Origin of the sequence: Mesorhizobium sp. M0018, assembly GCF_040323955.1 — a bacterium.
Taxonomy (GTDB): Bacteria; Pseudomonadota; Alphaproteobacteria; order Rhizobiales; family Rhizobiaceae; genus Mesorhizobium.
In genome coordinates this window covers 389,858-404,437 of the sequence record NZ_JAMYVL010000001.1, presented here as the reverse complement: position 1 = coordinate 404,437, position 14,580 = coordinate 389,858, and the positions used below count along the sequence as shown (strand labels likewise).

General features: G+C 62.9%; 14 protein-coding genes. 9 read left to right on the top strand and 5 right to left on the bottom strand.

The window, feature by feature from the left end; all coding sequences use genetic code 11:
- Nucleotides 1-68 precede the first annotated feature (68 nt).
- The 7 genes from NKJ81_RS01950 (at nt 69) to mgrA (ending at nt 7,516) form a co-directional block, all read left to right on the top strand.
- Nucleotides 69-1,307, top strand: coding sequence for an ABC transporter substrate-binding protein (locus tag NKJ81_RS01950; RefSeq protein ID WP_352539435.1), 1,239 nt, complete (start codon nt 69-71; stop codon nt 1,305-1,307).
- Between the two features lie 106 nt (nt 1,308-1,413).
- Nucleotides 1,414-2,307 carry a carbohydrate ABC transporter permease gene (locus tag NKJ81_RS01945; protein ID WP_352456791.1) on the top strand — a complete coding sequence of 298 codons (894 nt, stop codon included), beginning with the start codon at nt 1,414-1,416 and terminating at the stop codon, nt 2,305-2,307.
- Nucleotides 2,300-3,229: a carbohydrate ABC transporter permease gene (locus tag NKJ81_RS01940; RefSeq protein ID WP_023675222.1), complete on the top strand. Its 930-nt coding sequence runs from the start codon at nt 2,300-2,302 to the stop codon at nt 3,227-3,229. The genes NKJ81_RS01945 and NKJ81_RS01940 overlap by 8 nt, the downstream gene beginning before the upstream one ends.
- Nucleotides 3,230-3,234: 5 nt before the next feature.
- Nucleotides 3,235-4,347, top strand: a complete 1,113-nt coding sequence (locus NKJ81_RS01935; RefSeq protein ID WP_352539434.1) for an ABC transporter ATP-binding protein — start codon at nt 3,235-3,237, stop codon at nt 4,345-4,347.
- A gap of 87 nt (nt 4,348-4,434) precedes the next feature.
- A complete protein-coding gene (locus tag NKJ81_RS01930) occupies nt 4,435-5,181 on the top strand; it encodes a sugar phosphate isomerase/epimerase family protein (RefSeq protein WP_023675224.1) in 747 nt (248 codons plus the stop codon).
- Between the two features lie 12 nt (nt 5,182-5,193).
- Nucleotides 5,194-6,342, top strand: a complete 1,149-nt coding sequence (locus tag NKJ81_RS01925) for a Gfo/Idh/MocA family protein (protein WP_352539433.1) — start codon at nt 5,194-5,196, stop codon at nt 6,340-6,342.
- 127 nt (nt 6,343-6,469) lie between these two features.
- Nucleotides 6,470-7,516 carry an L-glyceraldehyde 3-phosphate reductase gene (mgrA, locus tag NKJ81_RS01920; protein ID WP_352539432.1) on the top strand — a complete coding sequence of 349 codons (1,047 nt, stop codon included), beginning with the start codon at nt 6,470-6,472 and terminating at the stop codon, nt 7,514-7,516.
- Between the two features lie 82 nt (nt 7,517-7,598).
- Here mgrA and NKJ81_RS01915 read toward each other — a convergent pair whose 3' ends face one another.
- Nucleotides 7,599-7,895 (bottom strand): DUF2934 domain-containing protein, encoded by a 297-nt coding sequence (locus NKJ81_RS01915; protein WP_352539431.1) that lies wholly within the window; start codon nt 7,893-7,895, stop codon nt 7,599-7,601.
- 190 nt (nt 7,896-8,085) lie between these two features.
- Here NKJ81_RS01915 and NKJ81_RS01910 point away from each other — a divergent pair, with 190 nt between their 5' ends.
- A complete protein-coding gene (locus NKJ81_RS01910; protein WP_352474874.1) occupies nt 8,086-8,436 on the top strand; it encodes a hypothetical protein in 351 nt (116 codons plus the stop codon).
- Nucleotides 8,437-8,528: 92 nt separating this feature from the next.
- On the opposite strand, the gene NKJ81_RS01905 is transcribed toward NKJ81_RS01910, so the two are convergent.
- On the bottom strand, nt 8,529-9,617 hold the full coding sequence (locus NKJ81_RS01905) for a S1 family serine peptidase (protein ID WP_352539430.1): 1,089 nt from the start codon (nt 9,615-9,617) through the stop codon (nt 8,529-8,531).
- A gap of 390 nt (nt 9,618-10,007) precedes the next feature.
- On the opposite strand from NKJ81_RS01905, the gene NKJ81_RS01900 reads away from it, so the two are divergent.
- Entirely contained in the window at nt 10,008-11,090 is a 1,083-nt protein-coding gene (locus tag NKJ81_RS01900; protein ID WP_352474872.1) for a trypsin-like serine peptidase, read from the top strand.
- An 84-nt stretch (nt 11,091-11,174) separates the two neighbouring features.
- Here NKJ81_RS01900 and NKJ81_RS01895 read toward each other — a convergent pair whose 3' ends face one another.
- The 3 genes from NKJ81_RS01895 to NKJ81_RS01885 form a co-directional block, all read right to left on the bottom strand.
- Nucleotides 11,175-11,879: a DUF4760 domain-containing protein gene (locus NKJ81_RS01895; RefSeq protein ID WP_352539429.1), complete on the bottom strand. Its 705-nt coding sequence runs from the start codon at nt 11,877-11,879 to the stop codon at nt 11,175-11,177.
- Nucleotides 11,876-12,256 carry a hypothetical protein gene (locus NKJ81_RS01890; protein WP_352474870.1) on the bottom strand — a complete coding sequence of 127 codons (381 nt, stop codon included), beginning with the start codon at nt 12,254-12,256 and terminating at the stop codon, nt 11,876-11,878. Before NKJ81_RS01890 ends, NKJ81_RS01895 begins: the two co-directional genes overlap by 4 nt.
- Before the next feature lie 102 nt (nt 12,257-12,358).
- On the bottom strand, nt 12,359-14,560 hold the full coding sequence (locus NKJ81_RS01885; RefSeq protein ID WP_352539428.1) for a caspase family protein: 2,202 nt from the start codon (nt 14,558-14,560) through the stop codon (nt 12,359-12,361).
- Between the last annotated feature and the right edge of the window lie 20 nt (nt 14,561-14,580).

Genomic DNA, 14,580 nt, shown 5'->3' with positions numbered 1-14,580 from the left:
GGGGTTGCGCGCCTTAAGCAATTGCCGTATCGAAAATCTGTAACGTTTCAGATTCTGGGAGGAACGAAATGCGATACCAACTCATGACTGCTGCGCTGGCTACGACGGTCGCGCTGCAATTTGCCGGCCCGGCGGCCGCGACGGATCTGGAAGTCACCCATTGGTGGACCTCCGGCGGCGAGGCGGCAGCGGTCGCCGAACTCGCCAAGGCTTTCGACGCAACCGGCAATCACTGGGTTGACGGCGCCATCGCCGGCTCCGGCGGCACGGCGCGGCCGATCATGATCAGCCGCATCACCGGCGGCGACCCGATGGGCGCGACCCAGTTCAATCACGGCCGGCAGGCGGAAGAATTGGTGCAGGCCGGGCTGATGCGCGACCTCACCGATCTCGCCACCAAGGAAAAGTGGACGGAAATCGTGCAGCCGAAGAGCCTGCTCGATGGCTGTACCCTCGACGGCAAGATCTATTGCGTGCCCGTCAATATCCACTCCTGGCAGTGGCTGTGGCTGTCGAATGCGGCCTTCAAAAAAGCCGGCGTGCCGGTGCCGAAGAACTGGAATGAATATGTCGCTGCGGCGCCCGCGCTTGAAAAGGCAGGCATCCAGCCGCTCGCGGTCGGCGGGCAGCCCTGGCAGGCCTCCGGCGCTTTCGACGTGCTGCTTGCGGCGGTCGGCGGCACCGACGCCTTCCTCAAGGTCTACAAGGACAAGGACGCGGAATTCGCCGCCGGGCCCGAGGTCGCCAAGGTCTTCAAGGCCGCGGACGATGCCCGCAAGATGGCCAAGAACACCAATGTGCAGGACTGGAACCAGGCCACCAATCTGGTCATCACCGGCAAGGCGGGCGGCCAGATCATGGGTGACTGGGCGCAGGGCGAGTTCCAGGTTGCCGGCCAGACCGCCGGCAAGGACTATACTTGCCTTCCGGGCCTCGGTCTCAACGAGATGATCGCCACCGGCGGCGACGCTTTCTACTTCCCGCTGCTGAAGGATCCCGAAAAATCGAAGGCACAGGAAGTGCTGGCCCACACGCTGCTCGATCCCAAGACGCAGGTCGCCTTCAATCTCAAGAAAGGTTCGCTGCCGGTACGCGGCGACGTCGACCTCAAGGCGGCGAACGACTGCATGAAGAAGGGGCTCGAAATTCTCGCCAAGGGCAATGTCATGCCCTGGACCGACCAGCTGCTTTCGCAGGATACCCAGAAGCAGAAGGAGGATCTTTTCTCCGAGTTCTTCGCCAAGCAGGACATGACCGTGGAAGATGCGCAGAAGCGCTTCGTCGCCATTGTCGGTTCGGCCGATTGAGCGATCGACCGACCGCCTCACTCCCGCCCCTGCAAACGCAGGGCGGGAGCTCGGGTCAAGGCCTCTTGACCCTCCGGCCCTTACCCGATCCAGCGCGGCTGTGCAGATGAGCAAGAGCGAACGCCCTAGCCAACTCTTTCGCAACCTCAATGCGAAGATCGCCTCGATCCCAATGATCCTCACAGCGCTGGTGATCTTTGTCGGCGGCAGCGCGTGGACGGTGCTTTATTCCTTCACCAGTTCGAAGCTCCTGCCACGGCTGAATTTCGTCGGGCTCGACCAGTACTACCGGCTGTGGTCGGTGCCGCGCTGGCTGGTCTCGATCGAGAACCTGCTGATCTACGGCGTGCTGTCGCTGCTGTTCTCGCTGGTGATCGGCTTCCTGCTTGCCGCCCTGCTCGACCAGAAGATCCGGTTCGAGGACACGTTCCGGACCATTTTCCTCTATCCCTTCGCCCTCTCCTTCATCGTCACCGGCCTCGTCTGGCAGTGGCTGCTCAACCCCGAGTTCGGGATCCAGGGAGTGGTGCGCAGCCTCGGCTGGGAGAGCTTCAGCTTCAATCCGCTCTATGATTCCAGCATCGTCATCTACGGCATATTGATCGCCGCTCTCTGGCAGGGCACCGGGCTCATCATGTGCCTGATGCTGGCCGGCCTGCGCGGGATCGACGAGGATATCTGGAAGGCAGCGCGGGTCGACGGGATACCGACCTGGAAGACCTATCTGTTCATCATCATACCGATGATGCGGCCGGTCTTCATCACCACGCTGGTCATCATCGCTGCCGGTATCGTCAAGATCTATGACCTGGTTGTCGCCCAGACCAGCGGCGGGCCCGGCATCGCCTCCGAAGTCCCGGCCAAATATGTCTATGACTACATGTTCTTCGCCCAGAACCTCGGTCAGGGGTTCGCCGCCTCGACCATGATGCTGCTGTCGGTGATCATCGTCATCGTGCCGTGGGCCTATCTCGAGTTTGGAGGCAAGAAGCGTGTCTGACCATACCGTTTCCTTGCCGGCCGGCCCCGGCACGCTCGAAGCGTACGGGCCGAGCGGGCCGAAGCCGCGGCATATGTTCTCGCGCCGCAACATCTTCCTCTACGGCACGCTCATCGTGGTGGCGCTCTACTATCTTTTGCCGCTCTATGTGATGGTGGTGACGTCGCTCAAAGGCATGCCCGAGATACGCCTCGGCAACATCTTCTCGCCGCCGATGGAGATCACCTTCGAGCCATGGGTCAAGGCCTGGTCGAGCGCCTGCACCGGGCTCAACTGCGACGGGCTGTCGCGTGGCTTCTGGAATTCCGTGCGCATCACGATCCCGTCGGTGATCCTGTCGATCGCGCTCGCCTCGGTGAACGGCTATGCGCTTGCCAACTGGCGCTTCAAAGGTGCCGACACCTTCTTCATCATCCTGATCGTCGGCGCCTTCATCCCCTATCAGGTGATGATCTATCCGATCGTCATCATCCTGCGCGAAGTCGGCCTCTACGGCAGCCTCAGCGGCCTGGTGATCGTCCATTCCATCTTCGGCATGCCGATCCTCACACTGTTGTTCCGCAACTACTTTACCTCCATGCCGGAGGAGCTGTTCCGGGCAGCGCGTGTCGACGGCGCCGGCTTCTGGGGCATCTATTTCCGCATCATGCTGCCGATGTCGCTGCCGATCTTTGTCGTCGCCATCATCCTGCAGGTGACCGGCATCTGGAACGACTTCCTGTTCGGCGTCGTCTACACCCGCCCCGACACCTATCCGATGACGGTGCAGCTCAACAACATCGTCAACTCGGTGCAAGGCGTGAAGGAATACAACGTCAACATGGCAGCCACCATCCTGACCGGCCTGGTGCCGCTGATCGTCTATTTCCTGTCCGGAAAATTGTTCGTGCGCGGCATCGCCGCCGGCGCGGTGAAAGGATGATGGCGATGAACGCAAACGGCAGCATTGCGGCAAACGGCACCAGCGTCTCGATCCAGAACCTGTCGCTGAATTTCGGTGCGATATCGGTGCTGCAGACGCTCAACCTCGATGTTGCCGAAGGCGAATTCATCGTGCTGCTCGGCCCGTCCGGCTGCGGCAAGTCGACCTTGCTCAACTGCATTGCCGGGCTGCTCGACGTTTCCGAAGGCCGCATCTTCATCAAGGGCAAGAACGTCACCTGGGAAGAGCCCAAGGATCGCGGCATCGGCATGGTGTTCCAGTCCTACGCGCTCTATCCGCAGATGACGGTGGAGAAGAACCTGTCGTTCGGGCTGCGCGTTGCCGGCCTCGCCAAGGACGAGATCGCCAAGCGCATCGCCCGGGCCGCCGAGATCCTGCAGATCGAACCGCTTTTGCATCGCAAGCCGGCGGCGCTGTCCGGCGGCCAGCGCCAGCGCGTGGCGATCGGGCGCGCACTTGTGCGTGACGTCGATGTATTTCTGTTCGACGAACCGCTCTCCAATCTCGACGCCAAGCTGCGCGCGGAATTGCGCGTCGAAATCAAGCTGCTGCATCGCAAGCTCGAGAACACCATGATCTACGTCACTCACGACCAGATCGAGGCGATGACGCTGGCCGACCGTATCGCGGTGATGAAGGGCGGCGTCATCCAGCAGCTCGATGCGCCGCAGACCATCTATAACCGGCCGGTCAACCGGTTTGTCGCCGGCTTCCTCGGCTCGCCGGCAATGAACTTCCTCGACGGCAGACTGGAGCAAGCGGCAGGCGACTGGCACTTCGTCGCCGAGGATGTGCGGATACCGCTTGCCACCTATGCTTTCGAGAAGGACCCGGTGCCAGGGCCGGCCGTGTTCGGCATCCGCCCCGAGCACGTGGCGTTCAACAGCGGCACGGGATGGCCGTTCGCAGCCACGGCAAATGTCGAGGTCGTCGAGCCCATGGGTTCCGACACGCTGGTCTGGCTGAAGCTCGCCGGCCAGAATTTCACGGTGCGGGTGACAGCCGAGCGCACGCCAAACAACGCCGAGGCGGTCGGCATCGGTTTTGACCCGATGCGCGCCTCGCTTTTCGACGCCGTCACAGGTAACCGCCTCTAGAGCATGATTTAGCCTCCCAAGACTCTTCCACTCCCCCAAGACTCATCCCCCCAAAACTAACCATCCACAAGAAAACGGACAGAGACGATGAACTGGTCATTCCAACTTTACAGCGCCCGCAATTTCCAGCCCTGGGAGGGCGTGCTCAAGATGCTGGGGGAGCTTGGTTACAGCCAAGTCGAAGGGTTCGGCGGCGTCTATGACGATCCCAAGGCGTTCCGTGCCGAGCTCGACAAGAACGGGCTCGCCATGCCGACCGGGCATTTCTCGATCGACGCGCTCGAGAAGGATTTCGACGGCGTGCGCAGGACGGCCGACGCGCTCGGCATCACGCTGCTCATCTGCCCGTTCCTGAATGCCGAGTTCAGGCCGGCCGACACAGCCGGCTGGCGCGGCTTCGGCGAACGCCTGGCCAAGGTCGGCGAGACGGCCAGGAAAGCCGGCTATGGCTTTGCCTGGCACAACCATGATTTCGAGTTCAAGGCGCTCGCCGACGGCTCGGTGCCGCAAGACCACATCCTGTCCTCCGCGCCCGACATCGGCTGGGAGATGGACGTCGCCTGGGTGGTGCGCGGCGGCGTCGATCCGCTGCCCTGGATCGAGAAGCACGGCAAGCGCATCGTCGCCGTCCATGTCAAGGACCTGGCCAAGCCGGGCGAGGGCCTCGACGAGGACGGCTGGTCCGACGTCGGCCACGGCACCATCGACTGGCCCGGCCTGATCAAGGCGCTACGCGCCAAAAGCGCCGCAAAATACTACGTCATGGAACAGGACAATCCCAACGATATCGAGCGCTTCGCCCGCCGCTCGATCGCAGCCGCCAAGACCTATTAGGAGCACATCAGCATGGCAACAAAACTTGGCATCGGCGTCATCGGCTGCGGCAACATCTCGAAGGCGTATTTCTCGCTGGCGCCGCTGTTTCGCGGCATCGAGATGCGCGCCTGCGCCGACATCAACATGGAAGCGGCGAAAGCGCGGGCAAAAGAGTTCAAGCTGCGCGCCGAGACCGTCGAGGGGCTGCTCAAGGCCGACGATATCGACATCATCGTCAACCTGACCATTCCGGCGGTGCATTACGAGGTGTCGAAGCAGATCCTCGACGCCGGCAAGCACGTCTATTCGGAGAAGCCCTTCGTGCTGTCGGTCAAGGAAGGGCTCGACCTGAAAAAACGGGCGGAAAGCAAGGGGCTGCGCATCGGTTCGGCGCCCGACACCTTCCTCGGCGGCGCGCACCAGCTTGTCCGCGACCTGATCGACACCGGCAGGCTCGGCAGGATCACCAGCGGCACCTGTCATGTGATGAGCCACGGCATGGAGCACTGGCACCCCAATCCGGACTTCTTCTTCCAGCCGGGCGCCGGGCCGGTGCTCGACATCGGACCGTATTACATCACCAACCTGATCCAGCTGATCGGGCCGGTGAAGCAGGTCGCCGCCTTCGCTTCGATCCCGATGACGGAACGCATCATCAGCTCGAAGCCGCGCGCCGGCGAAAAGATCCCGGTCTCCACGCCGACGACGATCCACGGCGTGCTGGAATTCGAGAACGGCGCCATGGTGACGCTCAACACCAGCTGGGATGTCTGGAGCCATGGCCACGCGCCGATGGAACTCTATGGCGAGGCGGGCACGGTGTTCGTGCCGGATCCGAACTTCTTCGGCGGCGAAGTGCGCTACACCGAAGCCGCCAAACCGGTGAAGAAGCTGCCGAAATGGCCGCATCCGTTCGGCGTGCCCAACGAGATGCATTCGCAAGGCATGATGGCCAACTATCGCACCGCCGGTCTGGCCGACATGGCGATCGCGATTACCGAAGGTCGGCCGCACCGCTGCTCGATGGAACTGGCGCTGCATGCCGTCGACGTCATGACCGGCCTGTTGCGTTCGGGCGAGACCGGAAAGTTCGTCGCTATGCAGACCAGCTGCGAGCGGCCCGCGGCACTCGGCGTCAAGGCGGCGAAGGAGCTGCTGGCGAAGCAGAAAACCAAGTAGGCGGCGCGCCGCCCAAGCACCGCAAAAAGCCTCTCCCCGTTTGCGCGGGGAGAGGCTAAGGGTGGCAAGCTCGACTGCCCCACTGTTGCGGCGCAGCTGTCGGCTCGTTTCGATTTGAGGATTTCCCATGCCGTATGTCCCCGCCGAAAACCGCTATGACAAGATGGTCTACAATCGCTGCGGGCGGTCCGGCCTGAAGCTGCCGGCGATCTCGCTTGGGCTGTGGCACAATTTCGGCGACGACACGTCGCATAGAACCAAGCAGGCGATCACGCGCAGGGCGTTCGATCTCGGCATCACGCATTTCGACCTCGCCAACAATTACGGCCCGCCGCCCGGCTCGGCGGAGCGGGCGTTCGGCGAGATCCTGCGGACGGACTTTGCCGGTTATCGCGACGAGCTGATCATTTCGACCAAGGCCGGCTACGAAATGTGGGCAGGGCCTTATGGCGAGTGGGGCGGCCGCAAATATGTGCTGGCCAGCCTCGACCAGAGCCTGAAGCGGATGGGGCTCGACTATGTCGACATCTTCTATTCGCACCGCTTCGACCCCGACACCCCGCTGGAGGAAACGATGGGCGCGCTCGATCACGCGGTGCGCTCGGGCAAGGCGCTCTATGCCGGCATTTCCTCGTATAATTCGCAGCGCACCCGCGAGGCCGCCGACATATTGAAGCAGCTCGGCACGCCTTGCGTGATCCATCAGCCGAGCTATTCGATGCTCAACCGCTGGGTCGAGGATGATGGCCTGCTCGATACGCTGGAGGGGCTCGGTGTCGGCTCGATCGTGTTCTCGCCGCTGGCGCAAGGCATGCTGACCGACAAATATCTCGGCGGCATCCCCGACGGCAGCCGCGCCAGCCAGGGCAAGTCGCTGCGCCCGGCATTCATCAACGACAAGTCGATCACCAATATCGAGGCGCTGAACGTCATCGCCCGTCGCCGCGGCCAGACGCTGGCGCAGATGGCGCTGGCCTGGGTGCTGCGCCGGGGCAGGGTGACGTCGGCGCTGATCGGCGCCAGCCGGCCGGAACAGGTCGAGGATTGCGTCGGCGCGCTGAAGGCGCTCGACTTCAGCGATGCCGAGCTCGCCGAGATAGACAGCTTTGCCCGCGAGTCGGACATCAATCTCTGGGCGGCATCGGCCGAGCGCAAGGGGCCGCCGAGGAAGTAGGCGACGACGGTCTGCGGTCCGGTTTCATCGAAAAGACGCGGCAGCGCGAACTGGTAGCTGTCTTCGACACGGTGGCCAGCGGCTAACTTTCGGCTGCCTTGAGGTTCCGCGCGGCTTCCTCCAGCGTCGCCCTGTCGTTGCCAAGCCTGTCGATCAGCTCTTGCGCCTGATCACCGGTTATCCCGGTGCGCATCGCCAGTGCCTCGACCGTCAGAACGTCGGAGCTGGCGATCGTTCCCGCCGGAACGTCCGCGTCGTCGAGGCCAAGCTGTTGCTTCGCCTGCTGCCAATGACGTTCATGCGCGCCATCCGGGCGGCCCTCGCGCACCCAGATTTCATAGGCTCGCTGCCGAATCTTTTCATGCCGATCGTCGTCCATGGCGGATCCTCCCTTGTGGCGTTTTCACCAACGCGGGGAGCGCCGGAACGATCCGATGTTGATGCCGAATTCGCAGACATGCCGGACAAAAGCCGGTTTCTCACCGAACAAACACCGGACATACGCGTTTTGCGGAGGAACCTGCACAGTGGGCCGGCCGTTGAGCCGAGCCTGAGCAAAGGAGATTACAATGGCCGACGAACCGAACGAATCCGCAGCACCGAAGATGACTCAACGTGAAGCTCAGGAAGCCCTGGAGAAGCAGGTCGCGCAGCTGAGGCGCGAGATCAACAAGATCAATCGGACCTTGGCCGAACGCGCGGAAGAGGCGATCGAAGACGCCGGCGGCTGGTATGACAACGCTGCCGAGCGCGCCTCTCGGACAGCACAAGCCCTGCGCAACAGGGCGCAGACGGTGTCGGGCGTGGTCCAGGAGAATCCCGGCACAATATCGTCGGCATTCATCCTCGGAGCGGCCGTAGGAGCGCTACTCGGCCTCACCCTGGCCGCCACAGATCAGCGCCGCGATCGCTGGTTCTAGTCCCGACCCCAGGTTTTTGGGACAGAACCGGGTTTTGGGAAAGAACCAGAGGGATTGCTCCCGCTGTTCATTGGTTCAGCAAATGACACCGGTCAGGGCGTGGCGGGCTTCTGCGCCGTGCCGAGGGCTTTGGGCGCTGCGGGCGCCGCCGTCTTCATCTTCTCCTCGATCCAGCCGGTGTAATTGGCCAGCCGCGTGTAGATGCCGTAGGCGTTCTTGTGGCCGCAGGCGGTGCCGCCGTCGGCCGGACCTTCGCCCCAGCTGACGACGCCGACCTGCACCGGACCATCGGCGCCGGTCACGAACAGCGGTCCGCCGCTGTCGCCATTGCAGGCGTCGCGCTCGCCGCTGGCCGTGCCGGCGCAGATCATGTTGCCGGTAAGCGGATCGGCCATATCGGCTGCAATCGCGTTGGCGGCCGCCTCGATGCCCCTTTCCGAATAACGCATGCGGCGGGCGAGTTCGCCGAGCGCTGCCTTCAAATCATGCGCATAAATCGCCTTGATGCCGCTGTTGCAGGTTGCGTTCGGCTGGAGGTCCAGGTCGGCGACCATCAGCGCGGTGGGAAACGTTCCGTCCTGCATCTTGCCCCAGCCGGTGACCGTCGTCTTGCCGGCGTCCGGTGTCGGCTCACGGGCAATTTTGATGGTCGGGGCATCGGCCGGCGCGGCCAGCCGGATCAAGCCGAGATCGTTGTCCAGCGTCTGCTCGCTGTAGCCCTCGTTGACGATGATCTCCACCGCCTTGTAGCGCTTGCCCTCGCTCAGATCGGTGGCGCCGGTGAGCACGGTGACCACATCAGGCGAAATCGGCTCGCCGTCGTCATTGAGGCAGTGCGCCGCCGTCAGCACCCATTGCGGCGCGATCAGGCTGCCGCCGCAGAACTGCGCATTCGCCTGCGAGGCCGGGCTTTTGTCCAGTTTGCCGGTGGTCAGCAATGCCACCTGGAACGGGTAAGCGCCCTTCTCGGCCTCTTTGCCGCCGTAGACGCGATCGGCGCCGTCGGGGTTCTCCGCCCTGGCCTTGGCCCTGGCCTCGGCCACGCGTTTCATCGGCGAGATCGCCGCCTCCGGCCGAGCGGCCGCGTCCGTGGCATGAACGGAATTGACGGCCGGCAAGGCCGCCGCGATGCCGAGCAGCGCGGCGGCGGCAATCGGTCTGAACCTATGGATGATCTTCACCTCGAACCCCCTGAGACGATGTTCCCGACAGGTCAGTCGCCGACGCATGGTCCACTCAAATGGAACCGGCCGGTGAGATCATGCTCCACGGCGAAGCACGATCCGTCACAAAGCCGAGCACCATTTCTGCTAGTCGTGCTGTCGAGCCAACCCGCCCAAAATCCTATAGCCCCCCACGGGCTATGTGGAAGCAATTTGTCGTTGCCAATGTTGGATTATTTTAGGCAGTATACCGTTGCAGGCATTTTTGGCGGGGACCTAAACTGGCTGCACTGAATAATGGCCCGGTAAAGGCACCGGTAACCAATTTCATTTTTTTGCGCCACCACGATCTCGACAATATTTCTGTATCTTGATCCAGTCCTTGCTGACTTTTGGGAGAGTCTCACCATGACAAAACTGACACATAGCATTATTGCCTCCGCGTTGCTTTCCACCGCAATGTGGGCGGTTCCTGCCTTGGCTGCCGATCCAGGTTCCGCCAATGCCGGCAACGGCGAAAGCATGCGGGATGTAACATCGGGCGATTACAAGCCCGGCCGGGCGAAACCAATCGCCCCGCCGAAACTGACCGACGACGAGGCCAACCGCGCCGCGCCGCTCACCGACGAAGCAACGGCCGTCAAATCCTATGGCATCGTCGGCCGCTCCGCCGATGGCAAGGACATCAAGATTGACCCGAACGAGACGCTGAAGGACCTTGTCATCAAGGACATGAACGCGCCCGCCGACGGGCAGAAGTCCGACAATTCCGGACTGAGCGGAGGCGAAGAGGCTGGCCGTCAGGTGTTCGGCACGGACGACCGCGAGCAGATCAAGAATACCAAAACCTACCCATTCACCGCGATCGGCTATCTCGAAGGCAAATCGAAGAGCGGCAGCTATGGCAGCTGCTCGGCGACGCTGATCGGCCCGCGCACGGTGCTCACCGCGGCGCACTGCCTCTACAGCCACGAGGACAAGGCCTGGCTCGACGATATCCTGTTCGTGCCGGCTCTCAACGGCAAGACTGCCGACGACGCGCCGTTCGGCGCCTTCACCTATGAAAGCGCTTATGTCATCCAGGGCTTCATCGACAATTACCAGGGCTTTTACGGCTCGGTCGTGCCGTGGGATCTCGGCATCGTCACCCTGAAGCAGGATGTCGGCACCAACCTCGGCTGGCTCGGCTATGCCAATTATGACGACCTCGGCGATTTCACCGCCAATATCATCGGCTATCCCGGCGACAAGCCGATGGGCACGATGTGGAAGGCGACCTGCGAAGTGCATGCCGAAAACATCGCCACCGAGTATTTCCAGTACGACTGCGACACCTATCCCGGGTCGAGCGGCAGCTCGGTCTATGCCTATGACAATGGCTCCAAGCAGCGCGTCATCACCGGCGTGAACGTGGCCGAGAGCCCGGATGCCAATACCGCCGTGCGTCTGAACGCCATCAACGTCCAGTGGATCAACAGCCTGTACAAATAGGCTTGCAGAATTTCGGCCGCGATCGTCGCGGAAAACCTGCCGGCGGCGGAGCATTTCCGTCGCCGGCTTCGCATTTTTCGGGGATTATCTGGACTGGGCCGAGGATGGCGCCTGGCGGACATAGTTCTCGATCGGCTGGGCGAAAGTCGGTGAACCGGCCTTGCGCTCCTTGTCGATATAGCCGGCAAAATAGCTCCAGAACGAAGCGGCATAGTCGCGGAAATAGGAGTCGGCGACGTCGCGCGAGCACAGCCTGCCTTCGACGCAGAAGGAAAGGCGGTTGAGGAAATAGACGATGCGGTCGAAATTGTCGCTGAACTCGGCAAGCGGCATGTCGCCGCCGGTTGCGCTCATCGCTTCGATGCCGATGCGCTGTCTGAACACCTGTTCCTCGGTCGGCGTCGGATTGGCACTGAGCAGATTGCCGTATTTGGCGTTGAGCGCCGCCAGGCGTTGCTTGAGGGCCCGTTGCGCCTGCTGGTAATCCTTGCTTTCCCAGAGCTCGACCAGCGACATCGTCTGCTCGACGCGCTTCTGCTCCTGGTTCGCCAGGAACTGGTAGACCGAAAAGATCAAGGTGAAGATGATCGCCAGGCGCACCAGCAATCCGGACCAGGCATAGACGAGCATGCGCCAGTCGCGATCGGTGAATGGGTTCGCCTCCTTCTTGACCTCGTGATTGCTCACCCACGGCAGGCCTTCGACGGTTTCCGGCAGCGACACCGGCTTCTTTTGCGGTACCGGCGCCGTCACTGCCTGCTGCGTTGCGTTGCCCCCCGCTTTCGTCATCCGCAGCTGTCCAGTTCTATGGTGGCGGACGGGTCGAGCACGATGCCCGGCGTCTCCAGCTTCTTCTTCAGGCAATCCAGCTGCGTGCGCGAAACGATGAACTGCACGTCAGGCTCCACCTGCGCCTTGCCCGGCGACGGCAACGGCTCGACCACGCCGCGCGAGGCGCAGCTGCTGAGATCGACGACAACGGCGGTGTTGCCGGTTTTGGCGATCCGGTCGTACTGGTCGAGAAAGCAGCTCGCCAGTTCGGAATTGATGACGACCTCCTTGGCGCAGAGGCCGCAAGCCTCGTCCGCCGAAGCATTGGCGGCCAGCAACAGCCCGGCGACAAGGCCGGCGGTTGTTGCGCGCCACGAAAATACGATCCTGTTCACGAACGCCCTCACCCGTTCCGTTCGGCCGCCGACAGCGGTGGTCGAAGAATGTTCATTATCAGCCGATTAGGCAAGAGGCCCGGCCGGGCACCTGACCGCGCCTCAGGCGCGCGGCACGGTCTCCATCGGAAAAATCATCACGGCGCCCTTCGACCCCTTGCCGTCGGTCAGCCGCATGGCCGACCGTGTCGCCGGCGCCATGCCGATATCGGCCAGCATGTCGGCGAAGCTTGGCTGTCCCAGTCCGCGCGTTACCGAGACAACGCCCTCTTGCGCCAGGAAGCTCAGATCCTGCTTCTCGCTCTGCGGCGGTGCTTCGGTCAAGACGGCGATCATCCGCTCCATGCCGAAGCTGGTGTCGGTGAATTTGAACAGGCCTTCCTCGAGCACGGCGCCTTCGGTCAGGCGCTCGGCAAGAAAATGCTGGATGGAATAGTCGGAGCCGACGTAGAGCACGTTGATGTCGACCAGGTTGGTCGAACCGTTCCTGGCCAGTACGTGGACCTGATCGTCGGGCGAAACACGCGGCACAGTCGACGCTTCGATCGGCTGCAGCGTGTCGCTGTCAAAACGCTTGATCCGGAACTCGACGCTGACCTCTTCCGGCCGATAATCGGAGGCGGCGGCCAGCCTCGACAGGCCAATGGCGCGGAAGATTTTCGTCAGATTCCCTGCGGCGGCCTCGATCAACTTTTCGCGGCCGTCCGGATGAATGACGATCAACGGCGGCTTGCTGCCGCCCTTGAGCGTCATGTCGCCCGAAGCCGGCAGGAACCACAGCGCCGGCGCGTCGGTGGCATCTTCTGCGGCGCCGGCAATGGCGTTCTCGCGCAGCACTGCGAGACGCAGATCTGCGCTCTTGCCCGGCTCGACCAGCGCGATGTGAAACCCTGAGCTCTTCCTGGCCGCCAGTTCGTCGAGAACCGAGTTCGCCAGCGCGGCCTCTTTCTCGAGGCCTTTGGCCGCAGCCGGCCGCGCGACCACGAGCTTGTAGTCGACGGCGAGCTCGGCCAGCCGTGCATAGGCATTGGCGGGGATATCGGCCAGCTTGAGCGCCGGCTTGCCGCCGAACTCGACCGGCTTGACCCGGCTTTCCAGGTTTTTCGCCGACTGAACCTGGAGATAGCCAAGCGCCTCGGACAGCGGCGACAGCGCCGACGGCAATATTGCGAGCCTGCTGCCGGGGGTGAGGCGATGCAGCAACCCGGCGCCGATCGTGGCTTTGTCGTTCTCGATGACGATCGGCCATTGCATGACCGCGTCTGTCTTGTCGGTGCCGAAGACGCGTGCGTCGAGTTCTCCCTCGAACAGCGGCGTTGGCCGGGTGCGGCCGTCCGCCGAATATTGCTGCAGCACGGCCTGGCCGAGCTGGCGATAGGTGATGTTGGGGTTCTCGGCCAGTTTCGACAGGATGGTGAAGGTGAACAGGCCGAAACGCGGTGCATCGGCCATGCCCTTGGGCAGCGGCATCTCGGGCGTCGTCTCCACCGTCTGCGCCGCGTAGAAGGCGACCAATTTGCCCTTGGTGGTCGGCTCGGCGCCGGTCGGCGTCAGCTTGAAGGCCGGCTTGCGCTGCCCGTCCTCGTCAAAGCCGCGCGGCGCGGCCGACGCAATCTCGTCATAGGCTCTCACCGCAGCCGCCCTGGCAGCGTCGTCGCCGCCGACCAGATCGGCGAACTCGACCTTGCGTTCCAGCTCGTCGTCGACCTCGGCGGCGCGCGTCGCAGTGCCGGAATGGCAGCAGTCGAACACGGCCCAGATAAAGGCGCCCTTGTCGCGGATAGCGTCGAGCGCGGTGCCGATCTCGTTGTCGACCAGCGCATTGGGCACGCCCTTTTCGCGGTTCACCCATTTGTCGATGTCGGACGGCAAGAAAATCTCGTCGAGGCCGTCCGTCTCGTCGCCCTTGTTCGCTGCCGGCTGCTGCGCGCCGTGACCGGACAAATGCAGGTAGACGAAATCGTCGCGCTGGACCTTGGCGGCAAGATCGGCCAACGCCGCCTTGATCGCCGCATGTGTCGGCGGTCCGTTGGCGCCTTCGACATCCTTGGCGAGCAGCGTGACGTTTTCGGCCAGGAATTTTACCGGCGCGGGCGTGTTCCCCAGGAGGTAATCGCGCACCAGGCCGGCATCGTTTTTCGGTCCGATCAGCCAGTTTTTCTTCGGCAGGTTCGGGTAATCGGTGCAGGCAACAAGCAGCGCATGGTAGGTGCGCGCCGCTGCGAATGCCCGAAACGGCACCAGGCCGGCAGCGGCCAGCGCGGACGTGCCGGCAAGCAGCGTCCGCCGCGTCACTTTGATCATGATTGCTTCCCCAAGCCCGA